The 26,604-nt window shown below is 69.8% G+C and carries 24 protein-coding genes; 8 read left to right on the forward strand and 16 right to left on the reverse strand.

What is annotated here, in order from left to right; all coding sequences use genetic code 11:
• Positions 1 to 194 precede the first annotated feature (194 nt).
• The gene (locus ELQ90_RS02005; RefSeq protein ID WP_128493584.1) at positions 195 to 632 is read right to left on the reverse strand and encodes an Lrp/AsnC family transcriptional regulator; all 438 of its coding nucleotides are present in this window, start codon (positions 630 to 632) and stop codon (positions 195 to 197) included.
• A 232-nt stretch (positions 633 to 864) separates the two neighbouring features.
• Between ELQ90_RS02005 and ddaH the strand changes: the two genes are divergently transcribed.
• Positions 865 to 1,722: a dimethylargininase gene (ddaH, locus tag ELQ90_RS02010; protein WP_341810153.1), complete on the forward strand. Its 858-nt coding sequence runs from the start codon at positions 865 to 867 to the stop codon at positions 1,720 to 1,722.
• Positions 1,719 to 2,990 carry an ornithine--oxo-acid transaminase gene (gene rocD, locus ELQ90_RS02015; protein ID WP_128493585.1) on the forward strand — a complete coding sequence of 424 codons (1,272 nt, stop codon included), beginning with the start codon at positions 1,719 to 1,721 and terminating at the stop codon, positions 2,988 to 2,990. The genes ddaH and rocD overlap by 4 nt, the downstream gene beginning before the upstream one ends.
• A 164-nt stretch (positions 2,991 to 3,154) precedes the next feature.
• Here the strand turns inward: rocD and ELQ90_RS02020 are convergent, their stop codons facing one another.
• Entirely contained in the window at positions 3,155 to 3,724 is a 570-nt protein-coding gene (locus ELQ90_RS02020; protein WP_128493586.1) for a TetR/AcrR family transcriptional regulator, read from the reverse strand.
• A gap of 134 nt (positions 3,725 to 3,858) precedes the next feature.
• On the opposite strand from ELQ90_RS02020, the gene ELQ90_RS02025 reads away from it, so the two are divergent.
• Positions 3,859 to 6,096, forward strand: coding sequence for a beta-glucosidase family protein (locus tag ELQ90_RS02025; protein WP_128493587.1), 2,238 nt, complete (start codon positions 3,859 to 3,861; stop codon positions 6,094 to 6,096).
• A 99-nt stretch (positions 6,097 to 6,195) separates the two neighbouring features.
• Complete coding sequence (locus ELQ90_RS02030) at positions 6,196 to 7,317, forward strand: heparan-alpha-glucosaminide N-acetyltransferase domain-containing protein (RefSeq protein WP_128493588.1); 1,122 nt, start codon at positions 6,196 to 6,198, stop codon at positions 7,315 to 7,317.
• Here ELQ90_RS02030 and ELQ90_RS02035 read toward each other — a convergent pair.
• The 6 genes from ELQ90_RS02035 to ELQ90_RS02060 all read right to left on the reverse strand — a co-directional run bounded on the left by ELQ90_RS02035 (position 7,314) and on the right by ELQ90_RS02060 (position 12,351).
• Positions 7,314 to 8,018: a copper resistance CopC family protein gene (locus tag ELQ90_RS02035; protein WP_128493589.1), complete on the reverse strand. Its 705-nt coding sequence runs from the start codon at positions 8,016 to 8,018 to the stop codon at positions 7,314 to 7,316. The genes ELQ90_RS02030 and ELQ90_RS02035 overlap by 4 nt on opposite strands.
• 84 nt (positions 8,019 to 8,102) lie before the next feature.
• Positions 8,103 to 8,723, reverse strand: a complete 621-nt coding sequence (locus ELQ90_RS02040; protein WP_128493590.1) for a hypothetical protein — start codon at positions 8,721 to 8,723, stop codon at positions 8,103 to 8,105.
• A gap of 34 nt (positions 8,724 to 8,757) precedes the next feature.
• Positions 8,758 to 9,534: an ABC transporter ATP-binding protein gene (locus ELQ90_RS02045; protein WP_128493591.1), complete on the reverse strand. Its 777-nt coding sequence runs from the start codon at positions 9,532 to 9,534 to the stop codon at positions 8,758 to 8,760.
• Positions 9,531 to 10,559, reverse strand: a complete 1,029-nt coding sequence (locus ELQ90_RS02050) for a FecCD family ABC transporter permease (protein ID WP_128493592.1) — start codon at positions 10,557 to 10,559, stop codon at positions 9,531 to 9,533. Before ELQ90_RS02050 ends, ELQ90_RS02045 begins: the two co-directional genes overlap by 4 nt.
• Positions 10,556 to 11,341: a class I SAM-dependent methyltransferase gene (locus ELQ90_RS02055; RefSeq protein WP_128493593.1), complete on the reverse strand. Its 786-nt coding sequence runs from the start codon at positions 11,339 to 11,341 to the stop codon at positions 10,556 to 10,558. Before ELQ90_RS02055 ends, ELQ90_RS02050 begins: the two co-directional genes overlap by 4 nt.
• Positions 11,338 to 12,351 (reverse strand): ABC transporter substrate-binding protein, encoded by a 1,014-nt coding sequence (locus ELQ90_RS02060; protein ID WP_208020543.1) that lies wholly within the window; start codon positions 12,349 to 12,351, stop codon positions 11,338 to 11,340. Before ELQ90_RS02060 ends, ELQ90_RS02055 begins: the two co-directional genes overlap by 4 nt.
• A 190-nt stretch (positions 12,352 to 12,541) precedes the next feature.
• Here ELQ90_RS02060 and ELQ90_RS02065 point away from each other — a divergent pair, with 190 nt between their 5' ends.
• Entirely contained in the window at positions 12,542 to 14,260 is a 1,719-nt protein-coding gene (locus ELQ90_RS02065; RefSeq protein ID WP_243696001.1) for a long-chain-fatty-acid--CoA ligase, read from the forward strand.
• A gap of 64 nt (positions 14,261 to 14,324) precedes the next feature.
• Here the strand turns inward: ELQ90_RS02065 and ELQ90_RS02070 are convergent, their stop codons facing one another.
• From ELQ90_RS02070 to ELQ90_RS02090, 5 genes are all read right to left on the reverse strand, one after another.
• A complete protein-coding gene (locus ELQ90_RS02070) occupies positions 14,325 to 16,478 on the reverse strand; it encodes a RecQ family ATP-dependent DNA helicase (RefSeq protein WP_128493596.1) in 2,154 nt (717 codons plus the stop codon).
• 100 nt (positions 16,479 to 16,578) lie between these two features.
• Complete coding sequence (locus tag ELQ90_RS02075) at positions 16,579 to 17,664, reverse strand: lysylphosphatidylglycerol synthase transmembrane domain-containing protein (RefSeq protein WP_128493597.1); 1,086 nt, start codon at positions 17,662 to 17,664, stop codon at positions 16,579 to 16,581.
• Entirely contained in the window at positions 17,661 to 18,533 is an 873-nt protein-coding gene (locus ELQ90_RS02080) for a glycosyltransferase family 2 protein (protein WP_128493598.1), read from the reverse strand. The genes ELQ90_RS02075 and ELQ90_RS02080 overlap by 4 nt, the downstream gene beginning before the upstream one ends.
• A gap of 159 nt (positions 18,534 to 18,692) precedes the next feature.
• Positions 18,693 to 19,952, reverse strand: a complete 1,260-nt coding sequence (locus tag ELQ90_RS02085) for an alpha-hydroxy acid oxidase (protein WP_128493599.1) — start codon at positions 19,950 to 19,952, stop codon at positions 18,693 to 18,695.
• Positions 19,949 to 20,728, reverse strand: coding sequence for a FadR/GntR family transcriptional regulator (locus ELQ90_RS02090; protein WP_128493600.1), 780 nt, complete (start codon positions 20,726 to 20,728; stop codon positions 19,949 to 19,951). The genes ELQ90_RS02085 and ELQ90_RS02090 overlap by 4 nt, the downstream gene beginning before the upstream one ends.
• A 745-nt stretch (positions 20,729 to 21,473) precedes the next feature.
• Between ELQ90_RS02090 and ELQ90_RS02095 the strand changes: the two genes are divergently transcribed.
• Positions 21,474 to 21,860: a hypothetical protein gene (locus ELQ90_RS02095; RefSeq protein ID WP_128493601.1), complete on the forward strand. Its 387-nt coding sequence runs from the start codon at positions 21,474 to 21,476 to the stop codon at positions 21,858 to 21,860.
• Positions 21,861 to 21,951: 91 nt separating this feature from the next.
• Here the strand turns inward: ELQ90_RS02095 and ELQ90_RS02100 are convergent, their stop codons facing one another.
• From ELQ90_RS02100 to ELQ90_RS02110, 3 genes are read right to left on the reverse strand one after another with little or no spacing between them, the layout of a single operon-like run.
• Positions 21,952 to 22,359: a VOC family protein gene (locus ELQ90_RS02100; RefSeq protein WP_128493602.1), complete on the reverse strand. Its 408-nt coding sequence runs from the start codon at positions 22,357 to 22,359 to the stop codon at positions 21,952 to 21,954.
• Positions 22,360 to 22,367: 8 nt separating this feature from the next.
• Positions 22,368 to 22,844: an SRPBCC family protein gene (locus ELQ90_RS02105; RefSeq protein WP_128493603.1), complete on the reverse strand. Its 477-nt coding sequence runs from the start codon at positions 22,842 to 22,844 to the stop codon at positions 22,368 to 22,370.
• Positions 22,841 to 23,221 carry an ArsR/SmtB family transcription factor gene (locus ELQ90_RS02110; protein WP_128493604.1) on the reverse strand — a complete coding sequence of 127 codons (381 nt, stop codon included), beginning with the start codon at positions 23,219 to 23,221 and terminating at the stop codon, positions 22,841 to 22,843. Before ELQ90_RS02110 ends, ELQ90_RS02105 begins: the two co-directional genes overlap by 4 nt.
• Positions 23,222 to 23,582: 361 nt before the next feature.
• Here ELQ90_RS02110 and ELQ90_RS02115 point away from each other — a divergent pair, with 361 nt between their 5' ends.
• Together ELQ90_RS02115 and ELQ90_RS02120 are read left to right on the forward strand one after the other, a co-directional pair.
• Complete coding sequence (locus tag ELQ90_RS02115; protein ID WP_166408774.1) at positions 23,583 to 25,655, forward strand: Ig-like domain-containing protein; 2,073 nt, start codon at positions 23,583 to 23,585, stop codon at positions 25,653 to 25,655.
• Positions 25,652 to 26,596, forward strand: a complete 945-nt coding sequence (locus ELQ90_RS02120) for a DUF4436 family protein (protein WP_128493606.1) — start codon at positions 25,652 to 25,654, stop codon at positions 26,594 to 26,596. The genes ELQ90_RS02115 and ELQ90_RS02120 overlap by 4 nt, the downstream gene beginning before the upstream one ends.
• Positions 26,597 to 26,604: the final 8 nt, after the last annotated feature.

Consider the following 26,604-nt stretch of genomic DNA (forward strand, 5'->3'; position numbering starts at 1 on the left):
TTCACCGCACTACTCTGGCGAATGGCAATGAAACTCCGTCTCCACGGGACTCTCGTCGAGCTCATCCGCCCGGCTCGTCGACCGTTGGGGACGACGACGCTGCCGCCCTTGGTGCTGCGAAAGGGCGAGACGACTGCCGACCTCCTCGACCGCGAAGACCGGTTCTGAGGCCCGCCGATTACGGGCGCGAACCCTCAGTCGTGGGTACGGTGGATGAGGCGGGAGAGGACGATCGCGCTGCGCGTGTGGTCGACGTTCGGGGCGATGCGCACGCGCTCGAGAGCGTCCTCGAGGGCGGGGATGCTGCGTGCGCGCATGTGCACGATCGCGTCGGCGCTGCCCGTGACGGTGCCGGCGTCGACGACCTCCGGCACGCCGGAGAGGATCCGCAGCAGTTCGTCGGGCGCGACGGTGCCGCGGCAGAAGAGTTCGACGTAGGCCTCGGTGTTGTAGCCGTCGACGGTGGGGTCGACCTGGATCGTGAAGCCACGGATGACGCCATCGGCGACGAGGCGGTCGACGCGGCGCTTGACCGCAGACGCGGAGAGGCCGACGGATCCTCCGATGTCTCCGTAGCTGGCCCTCGCGTTCTGACGCAGGAGATCGATGATGCCGCGGTCCAGGTTGTCCATCCGATCAGGGTAGTAGGACTCGGCGCTTGATCGTTGCAATCGTGTCGCTCGAATCGGCGATTTCGTGCGTCGGGGACACGTCGCGGCCGCGAGGCCCTGTGCCAGACTGGAAGCGGCGTCCCGCCCCGGCGGGGCTCGGAAGAGTGACCTGGTCCGCCTCCCCCGACCACGACCGGCCCCCTGGGCCTCGACGCACCGGCACAGCGATCGCCGCGCCGGTAGAGGAGTCTCCTTGACCGACACCACCACGACCACCGCAACGGTCCCCGAGCGCACCGCGACCCCGCGCACGTACCTCATGTGCAAGCCGGACTTCTTCACGGTCGTCTACAAGATCAACCCGTGGATGGAGCCCGCGAAGCCCACGGACACGGCCAAGGCCGTCGAGCAGTGGCAGTCGCTCTACGACACCTACATCTCGCTCGGGCACACGGTCCACCTCATCGATCCCATCGAGGGCCTGCCCGACATGGTCTACACGGCCAACGGTGGCTTCGTCATCGGAAACGTCGCCTACGGCGCGAGCTTCACCTACCCGCAGCGCCAGCCGGAGGGCCCGGCCTTCATGGACTGGTTCCGCGAGAACGGCTTCGAGGTGCGCGAGCCCCAGGAGATCAACGAGGGCGAGGGCGACTTCCTCCTCGTCGGCGACGTCATCCTCGCGGGCACGGGCTTCCGGAGCGCCTCCAACAGTCACGCGGAGATCGCGTCGATCTACGGCCGCGAGGTCGTCTCGCTCACGCTCACGAACCCGTCGTTCTACCACCTCGACACGGCGATCGCCGTGCTCGACCCGCTCACGGGCGACGCGAACGCGAACATCGCCTACCTCCCGAGCGCCTTCGATGCCCCGAGCCTCGCGATCCTCCAAGAGCGGTACCCGGACGCGATTCTCGTGAGCGAGGAGGACGCGTCGATCCTGGGGCTCAACTCGATCTCCGACGGCTACAACGTCGTGATCGCGAAGCGCGCCGTCGGCTTCGAGAAGCAGCTGCGCGAGCGCGGCTACAATCCGATCGGCGTCGACCTCTCCGAGCTGCTGCTCGGCGGCGGCGGCGTGAAGTGCTGCACGCTGGAGCTCCGCCGATGACCGCCGTGGGACAGACCGGCGCTCCCGCCGGCACTGCGGCCGAGGCAACGGCCCACGCTCTCGCCCTCGAGGACGCGCACGTCGCGCACAACTACCACCCGCTCCCCGTCGTCGCCGCGACCGCGGAGGGCGCCTGGGTCACCGACGTGGAGGGCAACCGCTACCTCGACTGCCTGGCCGCGTACTCCGCGGTCAACTTCGGTCACTCGAACCCCGACCTCATCGCCGCGGCGACGGAGCAGCTCGGCCGCGTCACGCTCACGAGCCGCGCGTTCCACAACGATCGCCTCGGCGAGTTCGCGACGGAGCTCGCGGCCCTCGCCGGCAAGGACATGGTCCTGCCGATGAACACGGGCGCCGAGGCCGTCGAGTCGGGAATCAAGCTCGCGCGCGCGTGGGGCTACCGCGTCAAGGGGGTCCCCGCCGGGCAGGCGAACATCGTCGTCGCGAACGGCAACTTCCATGGCCGCACCACGACGATCATCAGCTTCTCGGACGACGAGACGGCGCGCGACGGCTTCGGTCCCTTCACGCCCGGCTTCCGTTCGGTCGCCTACGGGGACATCGACGCGCTCGCCGCGGCGATCGACGAGAACACCGCCGCGGTGCTCATCGAACCCATTCAGGGTGAGGCCGGCATCGTCGTGCCGCCCGCAGAGTACCTCCCGGCCGTGCGCGCGCTCACGAGCGAGCGCAACGTGCTCTTCATCGCCGACGAGATCCAGTCCGGCCTCGGCCGCACGGGCGCGACGTTCGCGTGCGATCTGGTCGACGTCGTCCCCGACCTCTACCTGCTCGGTAAGGCACTCGGCGGCGGCATCGTCCCCGTCTCCGCCGTCGTCGGCAACCGCGACATCGTGGGCGTGCTGCGTCCCGGCGAGCACGGCTCGACGTTCGGCGGGAACCCGCTCGCGGCGGCCGTGGGCCTCGCGGTGGTGCGCCTCCTCGCGACCGGCGAGATGCAGGAGCGCGCACGGGTCCTCGGTGCGCGGCTGCACGCAGGGCTCGATTCCCTCGTCGGTCGCGGCGTCGTCGCAGTTCGCGGTGCGGGTCTCTGGGCCGGCGTCGACATCGATCCGGAACTCGCGACGGGTCGCGCGGTGTGCGTCGCGCTCATGGCGCGCGGCGTGCTCGTAAAGGACACGCACGGGTCGACCATCCGCTTCGCGCCGCCCATCGTGGTGTCCGAAGAGGACATCGACTGGGCCGTCGAGCAGCTCGGCGCCGTCCTCGCCGACCTCGCGCCGGTCCCCGCCGACGCCCCCTAGGGGCCCTTCTCTCCGCCGACGTGCGGACATCGGTCGTCTAACCGGCCGAGAGGACGACGAAAGCCCGCACTTCCGCTCATCAGGCGGCGGACGTGCGGGCTTTCGTGGTTCCCGGACCTCTTGAGGCGACAGAAGTCGGCACATCGCGGATCGCGAGGCGTCGGTCAGGCGGAGAGGGCCGCCCACAGCCGCTCGATGTCGCCGGCCATGTCCACGGAGCGGTCGAGGGCCCACTGGATCTGTATGCCGTCGGCGACGGCGACGAGGACGCGCGCGATGTGTTCCGGATCGAGGTCGGCGCGTGCCGTGCCAGCCGCCTGTCGGTCCCTGATCGCGTCGGCGAGGGTCGAGAGGACTACCGAATAGCGATCGATGAAGAACGGGTGGGCGGGGTGCGACGGGTCCTCGGCGGCCGCGGCGAGGGTGATGAAGAGCTGGACGAGGCCCGGCACGTCGCGGTTGTGGCGCATGATCCGGACCAGGCCGTCGATGAGGTCGTCGTTCGACGAGTAGGTCGCGGTGTCGACCTCGTCGCGCTTCTGCAGGATCGCGGTGAGCAGGTGCTCCTTCGACTCGAAGTAGTGCATGAGGCCGGGGAGGCTCACTCCCACCTGCTTCGCGACCTCCCGCAGGGACGTGCCGCGGTACCCCTCGCGTGAGAAGACATCGAGAGCTGCCGCGAGGATCTCCTCCCGTCGCGCGACGCCTTTCGCGTACGACCCCCGCTCAGCCATGAACTCGATGCTAGGGCACGTCGGGCGCTCCGGAACGGCGGAGGGGTGCCCTGCCGGGACCTTGTCCGCGAATATCGAACGTTGTATGGTTTTCGGGTGTGCGGCAGGGAAGCCGCCGGGAATGGACGGGATTCATGAGCCACAGCGACCACCTCGACGATCTGACCCTCGAGGAAAAGGCCTCGCTCACGAGCGGCGCCGACTTCTGGACGACCAAGGCGATCGACCGGGCGGGAATCCCGTCGATCATGATGACCGACGGCCCCCACGGCGTCCGGAAGCAGCGCGAGGGCAACGACCACATCGGGCTGGCGGACAGTGTGCCGACGACGTGCTTCCCGCCCGCTGTCGCGCTCGGATCGAGCTGGGACCCGGAGCTCGTCCGTCGCGTGGGCGTCGCACTCGGCGAGGAGGCGAAGGCCGAGAACGTCGGTGTGCTCCTCGGACCGGGTATCAACATCAAGCGCTCGCCGCTCTGCGGCCGCAACTTCGAGTACTTCTCCGAGGACCCGCTCGTGAGCGGCGTGATGGGCTCCGCGCTCGTCGCGGGTCTCCAGTCGCAAGGGGTGGGTGCGTCGCTCAAGCACTTCGCCGCCAACAACCAGGAGACCGACCGGCTCCGCGTGAGCGCCGATGTCGACGAGCGCCCGCTCCGCGAGATCTACCTCCGCGCGTTCCAGCGCGTCGTCACGGAGCAGCAGCCGTGGACGGTCATGTGCTCGTACAACCGCATCAACGGCGTGTACGCGTCGGAGAACCCGTGGCTGCTCACGACGGTCCTCCGAGACGAGTGGGGCTACGACGGGCTCGTGGTCTCCGACTGGGGCGCGGTCAACGACCGCGTCGCCGGTGTCGCCGCCGGGCTCGACCTGGAGATGCCCTCGAGCGGCGGACGCACCGACGCGCAGATCGTCGCCGCCGTCCGTGCCGGCGACCTCGACGAGGCGCACGTCACGACGGCGGCGCGGCGGGCGCTCCAACTCGTCGACCGGGTCGTCGCGAACGCCGATCCGAACGCGACCTACGACGCGGACGCGCACCACGCCCTCGCTCGGGAGGCCGCCGCACGCAGCATCGTCCTGCTCCGCAACGAGGGCGGGCTGCTCCCGCTCGATCCCGCCGCCCCGAACCGTATCGCGGTCGTCGGCGAGTTCGCCCGCACGCCGCGCTACCAGGGCGCCGGCAGCTCCCTCATCAACCCGACACGGCTCGACAACGCACTCGGCGAGCTTCGCGTCATCGCGGGCGACCGGGTCTCGTTCGCCGCGGGCTTCACGACCGACGGGTCGGACGACGCGGGCCTGCTCGACGAGGCGGTGTCGACGGCGGCAGCCGCGGACGTCGTCGTCCTCTTCCTGGGCCTGCCCGCCGAGGAGGAGTCCGAGGGCTTCGACCGGGAGCACATCGAGCTCCCTGCACCACAGACCGCCGTGCTCGAGGCCGTTCTCGCCGCCAATCCGAACGTCGTCGTCGTGCTCTCGAACGGCGGAGTCGTCCGGACCTCCGGCTGGCAGGAGCGTGTGCCCGCGATCGTCGAGGGCTGGCTGCTCGGCCAGGCCGGTGGAGGTGCCGTGGCCGACGTCCTCTTCGGAACGGTCAACCCGTCGGGCCGACTCACCGAGACGATCCCGCTCCGACTCGAGGACAGCCCGTCGCACCTGTCGTTCCCCGGCGAGTTCGGCCACGTCCGATACGGCGAGGGGATCTTCGTCGGATACCGCGGCTTCGATGCGAGCAGCACCGCCGTGGCGTTCCCGTTCGGTCACGGCCTCTCCTACACGACGTTCGAGTACCGCGACCTCTCGGTCGTCGAGCGCGACGGCGGGTTGCGGGTGACGGTGACCGTCGCGAACACCGGCTCACGCGACGGCCGCGAGGTCGTCCAGGTGTACACGGCGCTTCCCGGTTCCACCGTGGTGCGCGCGCCCCACGCGCTCGCGGGCTTCGCGATCGCGGACGTCCCCGCCGGTGGCGCGGGGACGGTGACGATCGACATCGCGCGCGACGAGCTGGCGTATTTCCATCCCCAGGCGGCCCAGTGGACGGTGGAGGCCGGCACGTACGTCGTGTCCGTCGGGGCGTCGAGCCGCGACTTCCGTCTCGAGGCGACGATCGACATCGCGGGCGACGACCTCGACGTCCCGCTCGCGGGCGACTCGACGATCGCTGAGTGGCTCGCCCACCCGCGCGGAGGCGATCTGCTGCGCTCCGCCCTCGACTCCGGTGGGGGCAGCGGCCTCGCCGGCATGCTGACCGACCCGGAGACCGCCAAGATGCTCGGGTCGATGCCTCTCGAGCGCATCGCGGCCTTCCCCGGCAGTCCCATCGACGAGTCCTCGTTGCCTGGCCTCGTCGAGGCCGCGCGGGGCTGAGCGTCGCCTCGCGGCGCAGCCGAGACGAGATCGCTGCGTCGCGAGGAGCGGGTCCGAGTGCTGCGACGGGCGCGCAGGCGGAGCGTCTAGGGTGATGCCGTGAGAGCGATCAGCGACCCGTCGCGGCTCCTCGGGCTCGACGTCGCCAGAGGGCTCGCGGTCCTGGGTATGTTCGGCGCCCACCTCGGGGCCCCCGACGATCTCGTCCTCACGGATCCCGCCAGTTGGGGAGCGATCGTGCACGGCCGCTCATCGATCCTCTTCGCGGTCCTCGCCGGCGTCTCGATCGCCCTGCTCTCGGGAGGGCGCTCCCGGTTCGAGGACCGCGAGGACGTCGGCGCCGCGCGCGCCCGGTCGCGCATCCGTATCGTCGTCCGCGCGCTCCTCATCTTCCTGATCGGTGCGGGTCTCACGGCGCTCGACACGAACATCTTGGTGATCCTCCAGTACTACGCGCTCATGTTCCTGCTCGCCGTTCCGATGATGCGTCGGCGGGCGCGGAGCCTCTTCCTCCTTGCGGGCGCATGGGCGATCGTGTCGCCGGTGATCGTGGTGCTGCTCGGCACGGTCGCGGAGGCGTACGGCGGGCTGGAGGAGAACCTGCTCGTCGAACTGCTCGTCACGGGTGGGTATCCCGTGATCGCGTGGATGTCGTTCCTGTGGTTCGGGATGGGCATCGGCCGGCTCGACCTCACCGCCCCCGTGGTCGCCGTCCGCCTGCTCGGCGTGGGCGTCGGGCTCGCCGTCGTCGGCTACGCGCTCGGTGTGGCGACGACGGATCCGTCCGTTCCCGTCGTCCAGGCGTCGTTCGGAGCGGAGGGAGTGATCCTCGAGCCGGACTGGTCGTTGCTCCTCGGATTGGAGGCGCACTCGGGGACGACCTTCGAGATCGTCGGGTCGTCGGGGGTCGCGGCCGCGATCATCGGGTCGTCACTGCTCGTCGCGCGGCCGTTGCGGCCCGTCCTCTTCCCGATCGAGTCGGTGGGAGCGACGGCGCTCAGCACCTACTCGTTGCACGTGGTCGCCTACGCCCTGCTCTTCCCCGACGACGATCCGACCCTGTCGGCCTGGCTCTGGTTCGCGGTGACGGCTCTCGTGCTCTGCACGCTCTGGCGGCTCCTGTTCGGACGTGGGCCGCTCGAACGGCTCATCACCGCCGTGTCCGTCCGAGCGGCGGAGGGCGTCGGCCCCCGGAAGGTGCGAGCCGGTCCGGCCGACTAGATCTCGTCGCGCCGGGCGTCACGGTCCACGTCGGACGGGGTTCCGCGACGGCGCGCGACGATGAGGAGCGCGGCGGCGATCACGATGAGGACGGCGAGAACGATCCCGGCGATGAGGGCGATCTGGCCGCCCGTGGGCCCAGCATCGGTGCTCGCGTCCTCGTTCGGCGGAGCGGCGCTCTCACTCGCCTCGTCCGACGGCGTCGCGACGACGGGCGGTTCCTCCGCATCGGGGGTCGCCGTCGTGGTGGGCTCCTCGGCGGGGACCGGCGTGGTCACGGTGAAGGGGATCGTGCCGCTGATCGGGTGACCGTCGGAGGAGACGACGCGCCAATCGGTCTGGTAAGACCCGCCCGGCATGTCGGATTCGAGTCCGACGGTCACGGTGGGGCCGTCGACGACGGGAGTGTCCGCGACGTATTCGGTGCCGGTGGCGTCGGTGACGCTCACCTCGATTCCGACCTCGAGGATGTTGTCCGAGAAGGTGAGCGTGACCTCGGTGGGAGCCGGGTCGAGGGCGTCATCGGCCGCCGGTGTGCTCGCGACGAGTTCGTCGTGTGCGAATGCGGGCGCGGCGGCCGCGCCCGCGGCGAGAAGGACACCGAGGGCGGTCGCGGCGGCGGCGAGTCGGAGGCGGCGGGGCGAGTGCGGGCGTGCGGGGGAGGTGTGACTGAACATGTTCTCGCTTTCGATGAGTCGCATCGGTCGATGGGACCGGGCGAACGGGAGGGGATCGCTCAGGCGGTCTCCGATCCCGTCGCCGACCCGTTCGGAGCGGACGCGGGATCAGACCGCCGCGGCGGCGAGCGGCGGCCCGCGACGGGTGGAGGCGGTCGCCTGATCGCGCCGGGCGTCGACGCGGTCGTGCTCGCTCGCGACGGGCAGAGTGACGCTCTCGATCACGACCGGCGCGATCGACCGGGCGCGGTCGAGTCGCGCTGTCGCGAGCCGCACCACGACGATCCGCGTCACGCCGAGGAGATGCGCTGTCGCGCGCTCACCCCGCCGCAGCGCGACGATCGTGACGAGAGCCGCGAGCGCGTGTGCCCACCACATGCCCGCCCCGTCGGTGTGCCCGTGCGCGGCGGTTGAGTCGAGGACGATCGAGTGGACGTGTGCCGCCGTCGTCGTCCCGTCCGTCGCCGTGATGCCGGTCGGCGACCCGAGCACGAACAGCGCGTGGAAGAGCACCTGGCTCACGACGACGGAGGCCATGAGTCGTGGCAGCGAGAGGCGGCGACCGGCCAGCGCCGTGCAGAGGGCGAGGGACAGGACGAGCGGGACGGCGACGCCCTCGACGGCCGGAACGATCCCGCCGCCCGCGACGTGGGAGAGGAGCGCCACGAACGTCGAGACGCCCGCTGCGGCGGCACCGCGCGTGACCCGCTCAACCCCGGTGGACGCCATCCATCCATTATCCCGCGTGGCGTCGACGGTCTTCTCAGACCGTGCGGACGTAAGTGATGAGAGGGGAACCCGTGTGCGGGGAGTGCTCGACCACGGCCTCGACGCCGTACACGGAACGGATGAGTTCCGGCGAGAGGACCGCCTCGGGCATGCCGATCGCACGAAGACCGCCGTCGTGCAGGACCGCGATTTGATCGCAGTAGCGCGCGGCGAGATTGAGGTCGTGCAGCGCCGTCACGACCGTCACGTCGAGGGAACGGAGGAGGGCGAGGACGTCGAGCTGGTACCGGATGTCGAGGTGGTTCGTCGGCTCGTCGAGCACGATGACATCGGGTTCCTGCGCGAGGGCACGCGCCAACTGGACGCGTTGCTGCTCCCCTCCCGAGAGCGTCTGCCACGATCGACTGCGCAGCAGGCCCATCCCGGTGAGCGCGAGTGCGCTCTCGATCGCCTCGCGGTCCCTCCCGTCGAGCGGGGCGAAGGCGGTTCGGTGCGGTGTCCGTCCGAGCGCGACGGTCTCCTCGACGGAGATGTCGGCGTGGACCTCCGGGGACTGCTCGACGATCGCGAGGCGGCGGGCGACCTCGCGTCGCCGGACACGTCCGAGGTCGACGCCTCCGATCCTGACGGAGCCCGCCTCGGGTCGTCGGAGGCCCGCGAGTATCCGCAAGAGTGACGTCTTACCGGCCCCGTTCGGCCCGATGATCCCGAGCACCCGGCCCGCGTAGGCGTCGAGGGAGACCCGCTCGAGGATCCGGGTCCCGCCCACCGACCACGCGATGTCGCGGGCCGAGAGCACCGTCGTGGTCATCGGTGCGCCGCCTTGCGGAGGACGATCGCGAACACGGGCGCCCCGAGCAATGCCGTGATCACACCGACCGGGATCTCGTGCGGGGAGAAGGCGGAGCGTGCGAACGTGTCGACCCAGATGAGGAAGACGGCTCCGCCGAGACCGGAGAGCGGCAGGAGGAGTCGGTGGCTCTGCCCGACGAGGAGTCGTACGACGTGCGGCACGAGCAGTCCGATGAAGCCGATCGCACCGGAGGCCGCGACCGCGGCGGCCGTGATGAGGGCCGCGAGGACCATGAGCGTCACGCGCGCCTTCGTCACGTCGATGCCGAGCGACGCCGCGGTGTCCCAGCCGAACGTGAACGCGTCGAGGGCCGGTGTGAAGACGAGGCATGCGAGCGAGCCGAGGAGGATGACGGTCGCCGCGACCTGGAGGGGTTCCCATCGGGCGCCGCCCACCGAGCCGAGCAACCAGTAGGTGAAGCCCCGTGTCGCGTCGGCGTCGCCGTCGAGCATGAGTACGAGCGACGTGACCGCCGAGAAGAACTGCGAGACGAGCACACCGGTGAGCACCACGCGGGCAGGGTTCGAGACACGTCCTCCGCCGATGAGGAGCAGCACGATCGCGAAGGCCACGAGTGCGCCGACGAACGCTCCGGCGGAGAGAGTCACCGCGCCGGAGCCGAAGCCGAGGATCATCACGGCGACCGCTCCCGTGGAGGCGCCGGACGACACGCCGAGCAGGTACGGCTCCGCGAGCGGGTTGCGCGTGACCGACTGCAGCACGGCGCCCGAGATCGAGAGCCCGAGCCCCACGGTGCCGGCGAGCAGCACTCGAGGCAAGCGTGATTCCCAGATCAACGCATCGACGAGCGGCGACACCGGCGGCCCGGGGGCGATGGCGGCGAGCCCGAGCCGCCGGAGCACGACGCTCAGCACGTCCTGCGCCTCGATGCTCGCGGTGCCGATGAACGACGCCGCGACGATCGAGACGAGGAGGAGCCCGACGAAGGCGACGAGCAGAGTGGGGGTGCGGAGCCGCGTCACCGGCGTGCGAACACCACGACGTCGTCGTAGTACCTCCAGATGACACCGGTCTCGCGGAATCCGGCCGTTCGGAGGGCTTCGGTGTGGAGTTCGAGAGGAGCGTGGGCCGTCGGCGGCCGGTCGGCGAAGCGGTGGTCGCGTTCGGCTCGGTGCCGACCGAACGCCGGCAGGGCGACCGCGTCCTCCCACCAGGCGTCCCAGGTCTGCGCCCCCGCAGTGTGGGCGCTCCGCTGGGTCCGGTCGTCGTCGGCGGCCGCGGCGCGCGAGAGGAACGGCTGCGTCGCCGGGTCGTAGCGCAAGTGGTCGGCGTTCATCACGATGCCGTCTTTCGGCAGGAGCGCCCCGAGTTCCGCGTAGACCGCGACGAGTTGCGCCGGCTCGAGCCAGTGCAGTGCCGTGGACGACACGGCGACGCTCACGGAATCCGTCGGGAGGACGCGGGACCACCCCGGTGTCGCGAGATCGGCGTCGAGCGCCGTGAACCGGGACCCGTGGCGATCGCCGAGCCAGGCCTCCGCGATCGCCAGGAGCACCGGGTCGTAGTCGAGACCGATGACGGCGACGCCCGGGAACCGGTCGAGGATGCGTTGTGAGAGGCTCCCCGGACCGCACGCGAGGTCGAGGACCGTGAGACCGAGACCCTCCTCGTCGATTCCCTCGGTGTCCGCGCAGAGCCGCGCGAGCACATCGAGCATGATGTCGAAGCGTTCCTCGCGATGCGTGATGTAGGCGGCCTGTTGCGCGTCCCAGGCCTCGACGAGCCGTCGGGTCTCCGCGGTCATCGCTGCTCCTCGAACTCGACGAGACCTTCGGCGACGGTCGGCACGGCCTGGACGCTGTGGATCGACGGATCCATGTATTGACCGGGGACGACGATGAAGCGGTCGTTGACGACGGCATCCATCGTGGAGGTGAGCGGGTCGCTCTTCAGGAACTCGATCTTCTCCTCGGCCGTGTCGCCCGGGTAGCCGCGTGTCAGGTCCGCGAGCACGATGACGTCGGGCTCCCGGGCCGCGACCTCGTCCCAGCTCACTTCCGGCCACTTGGTGGCCGCATCGGCGAAGGCGTTCTCCGCACCGAGCAGCTCCGTGACGGTCTGTGGCAGGCCGCCCGGTCCGGCCACCGACGGCGTCGACGCGGACGCGGCCGTGGAGTAGAACCAGACGAGGCGAGGGGTCCCCTCGATGCCCTCGGCGATACGGAGCCCGTCGTCCACGATCGCCTGCTGTTCGGCGACCAAAGCGGAGCCCGCGTCGGGGACGCCGAAGATCTCCGCCATCGTCGTGATCTCGTCGAAGAGCATGTCGAAGGTCGCGCCGCCCTCGATGGCCTCGTGGTAGGTGCAGTCGAATTCGCTGAGGTAGGTGGGCACGCCGAGATCGTGCAGTTCGGCGCGCTCTCCGGCGTTCTCCGCGGTGAGGAAGGACGCGAAGGAGGAGTAGACGAAGTCCGGCTCCGCTTCGAGCAGCGTCTCGTGCTTGAGGACGCCGTCGGTCAGGAGCGGGATCGACTCGTAGTCGGCCGCGACGTCGTCCGCGACGGGGTCCGTCTCGTACGACGTCCCGGCCATCCGGTCCGCGAGGCCGAGGGCGATGAGGATCTCGGTCGCCGACTGGTTGAGCGAGACCGCTCGTTCGGGGGCGCGCTCGATCGTCACGTCGGTGTCGCAGTTCTCGACGGTCAGGGGGTATCCGGCCGCGGATCGCGACTCCCCGCTCGAGCTCGCGCTCTCCGGCCCGGCGGCGCATCCCGTGAGGGCGAGAGCACCGGCGATTACGGCACTATTGAGCATGATTCTCATTCGCATAGGAGCACCGTAGCGCGCCGCCGGTCGGGAAGGGAAATCGGCGGGGAACCGGTGAGGAATCGAGGGTGCCGATGACGTCATGGCGCCGACCGCATACGCGTTTCGGAGGCCCGTGGCAACGTGCCCGTCGGGTGATGCCGGCGCCGGTAACGTGGGGATCCCGAGCCGAGAGGGAATCGTGACCCACATCGACGACCGGCCGTGGCTTCGTGCCTACGCCGACGGAGTACCCGCCGACATCCCGGAACCGACCGAGACGCTCGTCGACATGTTCGACGGCGTCGTGTCCCGCCATCGACGCCGCACCGCTGTCGAGTTCTTCGGGGCGCAGACCACCTACGACGAGCTCGCCGACCAGGTCTCGCGGGTAGCGGAGGGGCTGCGAAAGCTGGGCGTGAAGGAGGGCGATCGAGTCGCCCTCGTGCTCCCGAACTGCCCACAGCACGTCGTCGCGTTCTACGCGGTACTCCGACTCGGCGCGATCGTCGTCGAGCACAACCCGCTCTACACGGATCGCGAGCTGCGCCACCAGTTCGAGGACCACGGCGCTCGCGTCGCGATCATCTGGGATGCGGTCTACGACACCGTCGACGGCTTCCCGGCCGACATCGGTGTCGACCACATCGTCGCTGTCGACATGACGGAGGCGTTGCCCCTCGGCAAGCGGCTCGCGTTGCGCCTCCCCGTGCCGAAGGCTCGTGAGCTGCGTGCGGCCATGACGAAGCGGCCGAAGCGCCGCCGGTTCCTCGCCTGGAGTTCGCTCGTCGAGAGTCGTCGGCTCTCGCGACGGCACGCCCGGCCCACGCTCGACGCCGTCGCCGCACTGCAGTACACGAGCGGCACCACGGGCACGCCGAAGGGCGTCGTCCTCAGTCACCGCAACCTGCGCGCGAACGCGATGCAGTGCCGCGCCTGGGTGCCGGGACTGCGCGAGGGCGACGAGACGTTCTACGCCGTCCTCCCCATGTTCCACGCCTACGGGCTCACCGTGTGTCTCATCACGGCGATGAGCATCGGGGCGAAAGTCGTGCTGTTCCCGCGGTTCGACGTGGGTCTCGTGGCGGACGCCTCGACCTCCTCGCCGCCCACCTTCCTTCCGGCCGTCCCCCCGATCTACGACGCGCTGACACGCACGGCGTCGGGGAAGTCGAAGCTCGACCTCTCGCACGTGCGGTTCTCGATCTCGGGGGCGATGAGCCTGCCCGTGTCGACGGTGACGCGCTGGGAGGAGGCGACGGGCGGTCTTCTCGTCGAGGGCTACGGCATGACCGAGTCGTCGCCCGTCTCGCTCGGCAACCCGATGGGGCACACACGCCGCCCCGGTGCGGTCGGCGTCCCGTTCCCGAGCACGCGCATCCGGGTCGTCGATCCCGCTGATCCCACGATCGATCGCGACCCCGGTGAGCCGGGCGAGCTGCTGGTCCAGGGTCCGCAGGTCTTCCAGGGCTACTGGCGGCGGCCGGACGCCACGGCGGAGACGCTGCTCGCCGACGGCTGGCTGCGGACCGGCGACATCGTCACGGTGTCGCCGGACGGTTTCGTCACGGTCGTCGATCGCGTCAAGGAACTCATCATCACGGGCGGCTTCAACGTCTCTCCCTCCGAGGTCGAGGAAGTGCTCGTCTCGCACCCCGACATCGCCGAGGCTGCCGTCGTCGGTCTCGCTCGCGATTCCGGTGGGGAGGATGTGGCTGCAGCCGTGGTGCTGAACGCCGGCGCGGTCTTCGACCCCGACGCGCTCAAGGAGTTCTGCCGGGCGCGGCTCGCGCGCTACAAGGTGCCGCGGCGTTTCGTCGAGGCGGACTCGCTGCCGCGGTCCCTCGTGGGCAAGGTGCTGCGGAAGCGTGTGCGGGAGGAGCTCTTCATGCCCCGGAAACCCCGCGAGCGCGACTGACGATCGACGGTGCCGGCTCGACGCCGGCCGAGGGGCCTCGCCATCGGTGGGGCCCCTCGTCGCGTCAGCCGACGAGACCCAGGACGAGGGGCAGGACGGCACCGGCGCCCGCGTCGCGCAACGTCCGCCCGGCGACGGTGACGGTCCAGCGGGAGTCGGCGCGGTCGTCGACGAGGAGCACGGGCCGACCGCCGAGCTGGGCCAGGTCCTCCCGGAGCTGCTGGCCGGCGCTGAAGCCGCCCCAGACGCCCGCGAGCCGATAGGCGCTGTTGCCTCCGGGTCCGCCCGTCGGTCCGCCGTTCGCGAGCTCGAGTGCCCCGAGGTACGGCAGTTTGCCGACCCGGGCGATGCCCGTCGCGAGGGACTCCACGAGTTGCGGCCGGGACCGGGAGGGGATGCTCACCACGGCGGCCGGTCGCTCCGACCATCCCCACTCGGCGAGGACGCGGACGCACGCGTCGAGCACGTTCGGTGCGATCGGCGCATCGGGGGCTCCCTCGGCGAAGAGAGTGCGGAGGACGCCGCCCCACCCGAGATCGGTGAGTCGCGCGAGGGCACGGCCCTCCTCGACGCGTTCGTCGACGGCCAAGCGCCCCTTCACGGCGACGCCGAGACGATCGGCGCCGGTGGGCCACTGCGAGCGCGGCTCCAACGGGACCCCCACCCGGTCGAGCGACGCGCTCGCGGTGGCCGTCGCCTCCTCGGCCACCGCCGAGGGGTACCAGGGGTTCGTGCACGTGTCGCACCGCCCGCACGGAGCCGCCGTGGGGTCGTCGAGGTCGCGCTGCAGCGTCTCCATGCGGCACGTGCCGGTGCTTTCGTAGTCGAGCATGGAGCGCTGCTCCGCGCGTCGGGCGGCGGCGATGCGTTCGTAACGTTCACGGTCGTAGACCCACGGCCGCCCCGTCGCGACCCAGCCGCCCGAAACACGCCGGACGGCTCCGTCGACGTCGAGCACCTTGAGCAGGAGTTCGAGGGGCGAGCGGCGGATGTCCACGCGAGCCTCGAGGGCCGGTGTGGAAAGCGGCTTCGCGTCCGTGGCGTCGGCGAGGGCCTCGAGCACCGCCGTCGCGCGCCGTTCGTCGGGCATCGACGCCGTGGCGAAGTAGCTCCAGATGTCTTCGTCCTCCTCGCCGGGGAGGAGAAGCACGTCGGCGTCGATCGATCCTCGACCGGCGCGCCCGACCTGCTGGTAGTAGGCGACGGGTGATGACGGTGCACCGAGGTGCACGACGAAGCCCAGGTCGGGCTTGTCGAAGCCCATGCCGAGCGCGCTCGTGGCGACGAGGGCCTTGAGCTCGTTGCGCTTGAGCATGCCCTCCGACTCCTCGCGCTCGTCGGGATCGGTGCGGCCCGTGTACGCCCGGACCTCGTGGCCCGCCCCGCGGAGCAGCCGAGCCGCGTCCTCCGCAGCGGAGACGGTGAGCGTGTAGATGATGCCGCTGCCGCGCAGGTCGCCGATGTGCGTGAGCAGCCAGGCGAGTCGCTGCCGCGATGTGCCGAGCCGCAGGACCCCGAGCCGAAGCGATTCGCGAGCGAGGGATCCGCGGATGGTGAGGACATCGCCGTCGGCATCGGGGCCGGCCGCGCCGCCCCCGAGCTGCTCCACGACGTCCGTGACGACGCGGGCGTTCGCCGTGGCCGTGGTCGCGAGGATGGGTACGCCGGCGGGCAACGTGGTGATGAGGTCGGCGAGTCGGCGATAGTCGGGACGGAAGTCATGGCCCCAGTCGGAGATGCAGTGGGCCTCGTCGACGACGAGCAATCCCGTGCGGCGGACCAGATCGGGGAGCTGCTCGTCGCGGAAGCGCGGGTTGTTGAGGCGTTCCGGCGAGACGAGGAGCACGTCGATGTCGTCACGGGCGAGGCGGTCGCGGACGTCGTCCCACTCGTGCGCGTTGGTGGAGTTGATCGCCACGGCGCGGACGCCGGCCCGCTCGGCGGCCGCGACCTGGTCGCGCATGAGCGCGAGGAGCGGGGAGACGAGGAGGGTGGGGCCGGCGCCGCGCCGACGCAGCAGCAGACTCGCAATGAAGTAGACCGCCGATTTTCCCCAGCCCGTGCGCTGCACGACGAGCGCCCGGCGGCGGTCGTCGACGAGAGCGAGGATGGCTTCGAGCTGACCGTCGTGGAAGACCGCCTCGGGGTGGCCGGTGAGAGCGCGAAGCGCGTCGAGCGCCTCGGAGCGGGAGTCGGTCGTCGTGCTCGTCGAGGTCATGACCCCATCCTCGCAGTCGCCCCCGACTCCGGTCCCGGCGGCGAGCACGTCGCGGACGTTCCGGCGGCTCGGGCCCTGTGGGCGACGGGTGGGACGGCGGTCAGGCGGAGTGCTCGCGATCGAGGCGCGGTGCGCCCGCCGTCGAGATGCTGTGCTGGTAGAAGAGCCAGCCGAATGCGACCGTGCCGAGGAGGAGGATGACCCGCGCGAGGACGACAGCGGCGATCGCGATCTCCGGATCCACGCCTCCGGTCACGAGCACTCCCACCATGGCGACTTCGTATCCACCGACGCCGTTGGGGGTGAGGATGACCATGCTCGCGACGGTCGCGACGCCGTACGCCACGAAGACGACGGCGAGGTCGGGAGTGAGACCGAACGCCGCGAGTGCGACCCAGAACAGTCCGGCGTCGAACAGATTCACGGCGAGAGACCACGCGAACGGTGCCAACAGGGCGCGCGGGCGCGCGAGGAGGCTGCGCAGCTCCAGGTGGAGCCCGTCGAAGAAGCGGACGAGGGCGACGGTGTCGGCGGCGGGTGGGCGTCGCAGGAGTCGGGCGACGAGTCGGAGCGTCCTCGCGACGAGCCCGGCGAAGCGGTGAAGCATCCGCCGCCGACGGAGGAGGACGACGCCCGCGATCGTGATGACGACGGCGAGACCGCCGATCACGCCGGCGAGCAGCAGCACGCCCGGGTCGGAGTGGCCCGAGACGACGAGCCACACGGCGGCGACGATGAGCAGCAGGAGGAAGGAGGCGAACGTCACGGCGAAGCGGGCCAGCTGGGCGAAGGTGCCACGGCTCGCTCGGACCCCGAGCGTGTTCAGCTTCCACGTGGAGTAGGCGAGACCGGCGGATCCGCCGGCCGGCAGCACGTGGTTCGCGAAGTTGAACTCGAGGGACATCCGCATGGCGGTGAGCGGGTGCACCTTCCGCATCTCCCCCTGCGAGCGCAGGAACGAGAACAACACCTCTCCCGTGGCCGCGAAGCTCGCGAGCTGCACGGGTAGGAGGAGGGCGAGGATCCAGAGGTTCACGCGGCGCAGGCTCTCGGCCGCGTCCACGACCGTCGGCCAGGCGCTCCAGACGATGATCCCGACGATGACGGCCGTGATCGCACTCGTCCAGAACCGGAACGAGCGGTACCAGGGCGCGCGAGACGAGGGCGTTGCGGTGGTCGTGCTCACGCGGTCCCTCTCCGCACCCGGTCGGGATCAGCCGACGACACCGGGGCGGGCGGCGTGACGAGGGATGAAGCCACCTCGCCCGTCGCGGGTGCGCCGACCCAGCGACGCGGGTTGCCGTACCCGTGGCGGGTCAGCGTGAGGCTGTCGGTGCGGTAGTAGCGGGCGAGCTTCTCCCGGTCGATCGAGCGGAAGAGCCGGGCTTTCACCATGAGCGTCGGCGCGTGCTGGAGGCGGTGACCGGTGCGGAGGAGGGCGATCGTGACGTCGACGTCCTCGCTGACCTCCTGGTCGTCGGTCTCGACGAGGTGCCGGGCGCGCTCCCACGCCCGGCGTCGGAAGGCGCTGTTGAACCCGTAGAGCATGGGGCGGACACCGATGCTGCGCTGGTGCCAGCCACGGAACCAGCGGTACCACCAGCCGAACCAGAACATCCGTCCGGGCGAGAGCTCACCGATCGCGGCACCGCCGCCCACCGCGTCGACCCCGCCCACCGCGTCGACCCCGTCCGCCGCGAACAGGCAACGGAGACGGTCGACCCAGTCGGATCGGACGACGGAGTCCGCGTCGATGCGGGCGATGACGTCGCCCCTCGCGGCGTCGAAGCCCGTGAGCCGCGCGAAGCTGATGCCGCGTCGGGGTTCGGCGATGACGCGGACGCGGGGGAAACGCAGCGCGATCGCGACGGTGTCGTCATCGCTGCCGTTGTCGACGACGATGATCTCCTCTGCGAGGTCCCCGTGCTGCAGAGCCTCGAGGCATCGGCCGATCGTCTTCGCCTCGTTGAGGGTCGGGATCACGACCGAGATCGTCGGGCGACCATCGGCTCGGGCCGGGAACTCCGGCGGTCGGGCGGGCTCTTGTGCTGGCATCGGTTCAGCCCATCACGTCGAAGAGGGGTGCGCAGTGGAGCCGAGGCGAGGCGCACGGAAGACCTGGCTCTAGTCCTGGACTCTATGCGCTCGGGGCGATCGGCGCGCGCGACAGCGGCGCGCGTCGTCCTCGTGCTTCACCCCGTCGAGCGAGCGCCCTCAGCGCGCGGCTGCGTGCGTGACGGCCGCAGAGAGCGGCACGAGGCGCGCGAGCTGTGTCACGTGACCGGGCTCGAGCTCGGCCACCTCCGTGACGCCGAGCAGGCGCATCGTGCGCTCGATCTCGCCGCGCAGGATCCCGATCGTACGGTCGACGCCCTCGCGGCCGCCGGCCATGAGTCCGTAGAGGTAGGCGCGGCCGATGAGCGTGAACGTCGCGCCGAGCGCGAGCGACGCGACGATGTCGGCGCCGTTCATGATGCCCGTGTCGATGTGGACCTCGGTGTCATTCCCGACCTCGGCGACGACCTTCGGCAGGAGGTGGAACGGGATCGGTGCCCGGTCGAGTTGGCGCCCGCCGTGGTTGGACAGCACGATCCCGTCGACGCCCATGTCGGCGAGGCGCTTCGCGTCGCTCACATTCTGGACGCCCTTGACGACGAGCTTGCCCGGCCACTGCGCCTTGATCCACGCGAGGTCGTCGAAGTTCACGGTCGGGTCGAACATCGTGTCGAGCAGTTCGGCGACCGTGCCGGACCAGCGGTCGAGGGTCGCGAACGACAGCGCCTCCGTCGTGAGGAAGTTGATCCACCACGCCGGCCGCGGGATCGCGTTCACGACGGTCGCGGGCGTGAGCTGCGGCGGGATCGAGAAGCCGTTCCTCTTGTCGCGGAGGCGGGCTCCCGCGACGGGGACGTCGACCGTCACGAGCAGCGTGTCGAAGCCGGCCTTCGCGGCGCGGTCGACGAGCGCCATCGAGCGGTCGCGGTCCTTCCACATGTAGAGCTGGAACCAGTTGCGCCCGTCGGGGTTCACAGCCTTCACGTCCTCGATCGACGTCGTGCCCATCGTGGAGAGCGAGAACGGGATGCCGGCGGCTCCGGCCGCGGTCGCACCCGCGCGCTCGCCCTCCGTCTGCATCATGCGGGTGAACCCGGTGGGAGCGATGCCGAACGGGAGCGCCGAGCGGCCGCCGAGGACCTCCACGCTCGTGTCGACGCGCGAGACGTCGCGGAGGATCGAGGGGTGGAACTCGATGTCGCTGAACGCCTGGCGCGCGCGGGCGAGGCTGATCTCGCCTTCCGCTGCGCCCTCGGTGTAGTCGAAGGCGGCCTTCGGGGTCCGTCGCTTCGCGATGATGCGCAGGTCCTCGATCGTGAGGGCCGAGTCGAGGCGACGCTTCTTCGGGTCGAGCTCCGGCCTCTTGAACTGCATGAGCGGCGCGAAGTCGTGCCACGTGGGGATGCGTCTCTCGATCATGCGATCGGTCCTTCCGTCGGGGTGGGAGTCGTGCTGTCGGTGCTCGGAGTCGGGGCGGACGCGGACTCGGAGAGCCCCGTCGCGGCGTAGTAGCCCGCGATGTGGTCGTGGACGGCGTCGCGCGCCCGCGTCGGATCGCCCGCGTGCACCGCCGCGAGGATGTCGCGGTGCTCGCGCATGAGACGGGCGACGGCGTCGGGCCACGAGGGCAGGTTCGGGACGCCGGCGACGACGTAGCCCTCGATCGAGTCGCGCAGTCCCGCCATCGTCGCGACGACGACCTGGTTCCCCGCGGCCTCCGCGAGGCTCGCGTGGAAGCGTGCGTCGAGTGCGAGGAACTCGGGGGGCGAGAGGGCGGCGTCCTCCATGGCGTCGAGGAGCGCTTCCGCCTCGGTCAGCTCGAGTGGCGCGCCGGCCGCCGCGCGCGCGGCGAGGGTCGCCGCGACGGACGTCTCGAGCACGAGCCGGGTGTCGACGATGTCGGCGACTCGGAATCCGGAGGCGGCGACCTGCAGGCGGAGAAGGGCGGACATGCCGCCGCGCGGTGTCGACACGATGATCGCGCCGGACGACGGGCCGGAGCCGGTCGCGGTGCGGATGAGCCCGAGGACCTCGAGGACGCGGAGCGCCTCCCGCACGCTCGACCGCCCGACGCCGAGGTCGGTCGCGAGGGCGCGTTCGCCGGGGAGGCGGTCACCCGGCTTGAGGACACCCGCGAGCAGGTCCGCTTCGACCGATCGGAGCACCGTCTGCCACGCGCGCGTGTCGTCGGTCATGGGCCCCCTCGCTCGGTCGACGGCCCGACGCTGTGGTCAGACCATAATGGTCAGACCACAGCGTAACACGTCGGTTGTCGTCGTCATGGTCTTCCTCTGGCGTCCACCAAACGGCCTACTGCGCTGAACACGGGCCCATCAGTAGTGTCGGATGCACGCTCGCTCCGGTCGGGGGATCGGCGTTTTGAGGTCGCCAAACACTCGCACTCAGAACGATCATCGGGCGCTCATCAAGGGGGAACATCGTGAAAAGACCTATCGGCCTTGCTATTGCGGTTGCAATCGGAATGATCGCTCCGGTCGCCGTTGGCGCCTCAGCCCACGCAGACGACAGGCAGCACACGCAACAGTTGTGGGAGGCGACGACGGTCACGAACAAGCTGAAGTTGAGTTCGTCGACGCGATCCTCCAAGCCGATCGGAAGTTGCTCGATCGGACGTGACGGCGGTACGTGCACTATCTCACGAGGCAAGACAGCCGACAGGACTATCAGCCTGTCGCTCGGTCTCACGCGGTCGGTCGCCGCGTCGAGTCTGGGCATCAGTAGTGGTAAGAGCGTCTCGACGAGCGTCTCATGTACCTCCCCTGGGATGAAGAAGGGTTCGGTTTGGAAGGCCTGGGCGGTGGGGGACTACTGGAAGTACAAGGCCAAGAAGGTCACTTACGTGGACGCGGTTCTTGTCAAAGCACAGACAAGCCCGTATCTGTACGCGTTCAACCCCAGTTCGACCCGGATTCATTGCGCGTGACTCTGAGCAACGCGGTCCGGGCGTTCACAGTCGGTGCGAGTCTGCTTGTCCTCGTGGCGTGCTCGAGCTCTGGCTCCGGTGACTCTCACGTGGCGAGCGAACTGCTCGGAACCTCACTGGAGAGCGCGCGGACCGCAGTGCCGGAAGACGCCGCGCTGTCGATTCAGGACATATCTCTGGTGGTCGGGTTGGAGGCGACGTACCGCGAGGGACTGAGCGACGACACCTGGACCGTCGTCAGCGCGTGCAGTTCCGAGGAACGGATGCCGGAGTCCGACCTCGTAGAGGTCGCCGTCGTTCCGACGGCTTCCTTCACCGAGGCCGTGAAAGAGCGCATGAAGGACGGCGAGTTCCGCGACGCAGTGACAAGTTGTCACGGCTGATTCGTGTCCCCGGATGCAGTGTCGAGGGGGTGGATAGGGCAATGCTCGGGCACCTGGTCTGACCAGGTGCCCGAGCATCGTCTCCGTCCGCTCAGTCGCGCGGGAGGAGCGGCTTCTCCGCGCGAGCGGCGATCTGCTGAACGACCCAGGCGTTGCCATCGGGGTCGCGGAACCCGAAGAGGGTCCCGCCGTCGCGCGGGTCGATGACGGAGATCTCGTCCGCTTCGACGTCGCGGCTCACGAGTTGCTCTCGCGCGGCGTACGCGTCGGCGACGACGAGTTGCAGACCGCGCGCGGAGCCCGCGGTCATCTTGTCGTCACCCGGCCGGGCGTCGAGCAGGATCGAGCAGCCCGAGCCGCGAGGCGTGAGCTGCGCAGCCTCCATCCAGTCGTTCCGGATCTCGTGGTCGAGGGCGAAGCCGACCTGATCGCGGTAGAAGGCGATCGCCCGATCGAGGTCGGCGACCGGGACGGTGACGAGCTCGAGGGTCCAGTCCACGACCGGCCTCAGCTCGCGTCGAGGATGGACTCGAGCCGTTCGTAGCCCTGGCTCATGCCGGTCTCCATGCCGCTCTCGACCATCCCGTCGCGCGCCTCCTGCGTCGGGTAGACGGCGTGACCGCTCAAGCGGGTGCGCCCGTCGCCGAGGTCCTCGAAGCGCAGCGACTCGATGCTCACGACGTCGGGGAACCCCTCGAACTCGAACGTCTGGATGGCGAACTCGTTCTCGCGCACGACGTGGAAGACGCCGTTGAACCCGTAGTCGCCGCCTTTTGGGTCGTGGTGGACGTACCGGTAGCGGCCGCCCGTGCGGAAGTCGTACTCCTCGACGGTCATCTCGTAGCCGTTCGGCCCGAGCCATTGCGCCACGATGGCCGGGTCTCGGTGGGCTCGAAAGACGGCCTCGACGGGCGCGTCGAAGTCGCGCGTGAAATCGATGAAGGGCACGCCTTCGGGGACGGAGAGGGTGAGTGAGTTCGTCATCGTTCTTCCTGTTCTCTCGGATCGGTCGACGCGGTCGCGTCGGAGGAGATGGTGCTGAGGATGGCGTCGAGCGACCGGAACCGCTGCTCGCTTGCGAGCCGGTACCGGTCGATCCATGCGGTGAGGTCCTCGAGCCGCGCCGGCTCGAGGTGCACGGGGCGTCGTTGGGCGTCGCGTGTGCGCGACACGATCCCGGCGGTCTCGAGTACCTGGATGTGCCGGGAGACGGCTTGCTTCGTGATCGCGAACGGTTCGGCGAGCTCGTTGACGGTGGCCGGGCCCCGGCTCAGCCGCGCGACGATGCGCCGGCGGATCGGGTCGGCGAGGGCGAGGAACGCACGGTCGAGGTCGTCCTCTCTGTTTGAATCTGCGCCCATGGTCAACTCTGTCCTTGATCAATAGATCTATTGATCAAAAATGACATCGTCTCTCGACTGCTGTCAAGTCATCCCAACCGGGGTGGAGTCGCGGGTGGTTCGGTCGAGTGCTCCCTTGTGACGGTCGTGAACACTCTGTTAGGAACGGGGAAACGCGGAATGCAGCACGGGAACGGGTGCGTGCACGCGGCGATTGAGGAAGAGGAATGCACAGAGCATCGATCGCATGCAAGCGGAGAACGAGGGTCTGATCCGCCTCATCGACGAACGAACAGGCCCCCGGCTCCTCGCGTCACGGTTCGTCCTCCGAATTGGACCGGACCGTCGACTGTTCGCGACGTTTGACCGTCGGAGGCGGAGCGTGTCCGCGCGCGAGCTTCGTCCACGTCGCCTCATCGGATCGATCCTGATCATGTTCGCGCTGATCGTGGCTCTCGTCGTCGCAGGGCCGGCGGACGCGAAGGGCCAGGGCGCTGCGTGTATCACGGATGCGCCGGGGATGAACAACTGTGCTCGGTTCACGTTCACCGGCGGTCCCCAGTCGTTCATCGTTCCGCCAGGGGTGACGAGCATGCGTGTCACCCTCGACGGTGCCGGTGGCGCGGGCTCGACCGGGGGGCGGACGATCGGAACCGTGATGGTGACGGCCGGTGGCGTGTTCTCGGTAACCGTGGGCGGTAAGGGCCTCGCCACCGGCGACGGCGGGTACGGGGGCGGAGGCGATGGCGGCGGATGCTCCGGCGGCGGCTCCGGCAACGGTTTGTGCGGTGACGGCGGTGGAGGCTTGACGGGGCTGTGGGCGAACGACTCGGCATTCGTCCGCGCTGCCGCCGTCCTCATCGCCGGAGGCGGCGGTGGCCGTGGAGCGGGCGACGCGTTCGGTGGAGACGGCGGCGGACCGGTCGGAGGTGACGGTTCGCCGGGAGATGGCCCCGGTGGGACGGGCGGCACCGCCACCGCGCCCGGAGCCGGTGGAAGCGGGTTCACCGGCGCCTCCGGAGGGTCAGCCGTCTCCGGCGGCGGCGGAGGCGGCGGCGGGTGGTACGGCGGAGGCGGGGGTGTCGGCTCCCCGTCGCCCAATGGGGCGAGCGGCGGAGGGGGAGGGTCCGGCTACGTCGGCGGACCAGGGGTGATTGATGCGGTCTCGCACCCCGGCGCTGCCGGAGCGCCCGGCGCGGACGGGACCGCGATCATCGAGTGGGCTGCGCCTGCTACGACCCTCACGGCCCCTCGTGACGGTTCCGTCTCCAACCAGGTGTCCCCCTCCATTGTGGGGACCGGGTCACCGGGAAACACCGTCACCGTCACCGACGGTCGCTCGGGCGGGATCGTCTGCGCCGCGACTGTGAGGGTCGACCATTCGTGGTCCTGCGTCCCGGTCGTCCCGCTGTCATCGGGTTCCCACCTGTTGACGGCGACTGAAACGCATCCACACGGCTTCTTCTATCCCCCGTCGGCGCCGAGCACCTACATCGTCGACCTCACCCCGCCCGCTGTGCCGACGATCACCGGTCCCGCGCGGACGACCTCGACCACTCCCACTCTCACCGGGCGAAGCGACCCCGGTACCCGTCTGGCCGTCGAGGACGCATCCGGGACGACCGTGTGCACGACGACCGCGAACGCGTCCGGCTCGTGGTCCTGCACGACAGTCGCGCTCGCAGCAGGACGGAACGTCTTGACACCCATTGCGACGAACGCTCTCGGGAACAGTGCGTCCGGTCGCGGCTTCGCCGTCGACGTCGTCTTCGAAGCGCCCGTCCCCACCCCGATACCGCCCCCGACGGAGCATCCTCCTCCGACGGTGCAACCGTCGCCGACGGTTCCGGCTCGTGACGCGCCGACCGGACCGTCCGAGGCTGCTCCGGCCGGAACCCATGAAGCCATATCGATGGCACTCGGCTTCGGATCCACGTCCATCGCGCGTGGCGTGGTGACGACGATGCGGGGTACCGTCGGGCCCAATACCACCGGTGCAACCGTCGCCCTCACCTTCACCGGTCGGGTGACCGCCGGCGCGGTCTACCGTTCCGTCGACGTCACGCTCGGGGATGTCGATGCCGGCGCGTGTGTGGTGCGCGCCACCGAGTTCTCGTGCTCGTTCGCACTGCATACGGGGGAGTCGGCCGACGTGCGCATCCGGGTCTATCCGGACGCTCTCAATGCTCCCGACCGGCTCGTCCAACAGTTCGAGGTCTCGTCGACGGACTCCGATCAGGACAACGCGATGACGGTAGCGACACCTGTCAGCCTCGACCGCGACACCAGCGACTGGGTGTCCGCCTTCTCGCTCGACCTCTCGTCATTCCCCGACGCCTTCGTCCCACTCCTCGCGCTGCTCCTGCTGGCTCTGGCCGCAACAGTGTCCGAAACGGAGCGGCGACGGGCGGCGGCTACGCGTACGTCATCCACCAAGCCGGGAGTACCGACATGACAGAACCCACGCCGCCCCGAACCCGCCGCAATCCGGCCCCGATCATCCTCGTCGTCGTCGCGCTGCTCCTCGTCGTCTACTACGCGGTGGTCGCACTCTCGGGCGTACTGCAGACCTCGACCGAGGTGGCGGTGCGAGACGACAACACTCTGAGCAGCGATGACTACCTCACGCTGCGGATGTCGACGCAAGACGTCGACCTCACCAATCGCGTGATCCAGGCCAACGTGCTCCCCATTCCGCACGGCGAGCTCGAGGGTGCAGAGCCCGGCGAGATCGCCGCCAACCTCCGCATCGAGGTGCGCAGCGGCGGTGTGACGACCTCTGTCGTCGCCGTGCCCGGCGAGTCGATCGTCGACCCGACCTCCCTCACTCTCGCATTGGAACGAGGCGACTCCGACTACCCGTTCGACAAGCCCTTCGCCGACTTCCAGCTCGCCGTCGAGAACACCGATACGGACCGTCCCGTCGCGTTCGAACTCGAGCTGTCGAATTCCGCTCGACCGTGGATGCTCACCGCTGCCCGAGGGGAGGCGAATCAGGACAACGAGAGCCTGCTGTATCCGATCCAGATCCATGGATCGCGGGACGTGCTGACCATCACCCTCGTGATGTTCTACGTTCTGGCCATTTTGCTCACGACTCTCATGGCCGTGGTGACCATCGGCAGTGCGATCCTGCGCCGTCAGTTGGAGTTCTCGAACGTCATCTGGCTGTCGGCGACGCTGCTGTCGTTTCCCGCTCTGCGGTCCGCCATGCCGGGCGCGCCGCCCATCGGCACCGCGCTGGACTTCCTCGTCCTCTTCCCCTGCCTCTGTTTGATCGCGGGCATGCTGCTCTGGACCGGCGGCCATCTTCTGTGGAGAGAGAGCCACGTTCTTCGTCGCCGTGTCCTCGACGATGACGAGGTCGCGCCCGACCGGGCGGCCGCATTGTCCTAGTGGGTGGG

The sequence above is a fragment of the Labedella phragmitis genome, from assembly GCF_004078635.1.
Lineage (GTDB): Bacteria > Actinomycetota > Actinomycetes > Actinomycetales > Microbacteriaceae > Labedella > Labedella phragmitis.

Bases quoted from the DNA above. Each gene is read 5' to 3' on its own strand.
- ELQ90_RS02005 (WP_128493584.1), bottom strand. From the start codon at position 632: ATGGACAACCTGGACCGCGGCATCATCGATCTCCTGCGTCAGAACGCG.
- ELQ90_RS02090 (WP_128493600.1), bottom strand. From the start codon at position 20,728: ATGACCGACGACACGCGCGCGTGGCAGACGGTGCTCCGATCGGTCGAA.
- ELQ90_RS02080 (WP_128493598.1), bottom strand. From the start codon at position 18,533: ATGCCAGCACAAGAGCCCGCCCGACCGCCGGAGTTCCCGGCCCGAGCC.
- ELQ90_RS02040 (WP_128493590.1), bottom strand. From the start codon at position 8,723: ATGGCGTCCACCGGGGTTGAGCGGGTCACGCGCGGTGCCGCCGCAGCG.
- ELQ90_RS02105 (WP_128493603.1), bottom strand. From the start codon at position 22,844: ATGACGAACTCACTCACCCTCTCCGTCCCCGAAGGCGTGCCCTTCATC.
- ELQ90_RS02045 (WP_128493591.1), bottom strand. From the start codon at position 9,534: ATGACCACGACGGTGCTCTCGGCCCGCGACATCGCGTGGTCGGTGGGC.
- ELQ90_RS02070 (WP_128493596.1), bottom strand. From the start codon at position 16,478: ATGACCTCGACGAGCACGACGACCGACTCCCGCTCCGAGGCGCTCGAC.
- ELQ90_RS02085 (WP_128493599.1), bottom strand. From the start codon at position 19,952: ATGATCGAGAGACGCATCCCCACGTGGCACGACTTCGCGCCGCTCATG.
- ELQ90_RS02025 (WP_128493587.1), top strand. From the start codon at position 3,859: ATGAGCCACAGCGACCACCTCGACGATCTGACCCTCGAGGAAAAGGCC.
- ELQ90_RS02110 (WP_128493604.1), bottom strand. From the start codon at position 23,221: ATGGGCGCAGATTCAAACAGAGAGGACGACCTCGACCGTGCGTTCCTC.
- ELQ90_RS02035 (WP_128493589.1), bottom strand. From the start codon at position 8,018: ATGCGACTCATCGAAAGCGAGAACATGTTCAGTCACACCTCCCCCGCA.
- ELQ90_RS02020 (WP_128493586.1), bottom strand. From the start codon at position 3,724: ATGGCTGAGCGGGGGTCGTACGCGAAAGGCGTCGCGCGACGGGAGGAG.
- ELQ90_RS02120 (WP_128493606.1), top strand. From the start codon at position 25,652: ATGACAGAACCCACGCCGCCCCGAACCCGCCGCAATCCGGCCCCGATC.
- rocD (WP_128493585.1), top strand. From the start codon at position 1,719: ATGACCGCCGTGGGACAGACCGGCGCTCCCGCCGGCACTGCGGCCGAG.
- ELQ90_RS02060 (WP_208020543.1), bottom strand. From the start codon at position 12,351: ATGCTCAATAGTGCCGTAATCGCCGGTGCTCTCGCCCTCACGGGATGC.
- ELQ90_RS02055 (WP_128493593.1), bottom strand. From the start codon at position 11,341: ATGACCGCGGAGACCCGACGGCTCGTCGAGGCCTGGGACGCGCAACAG.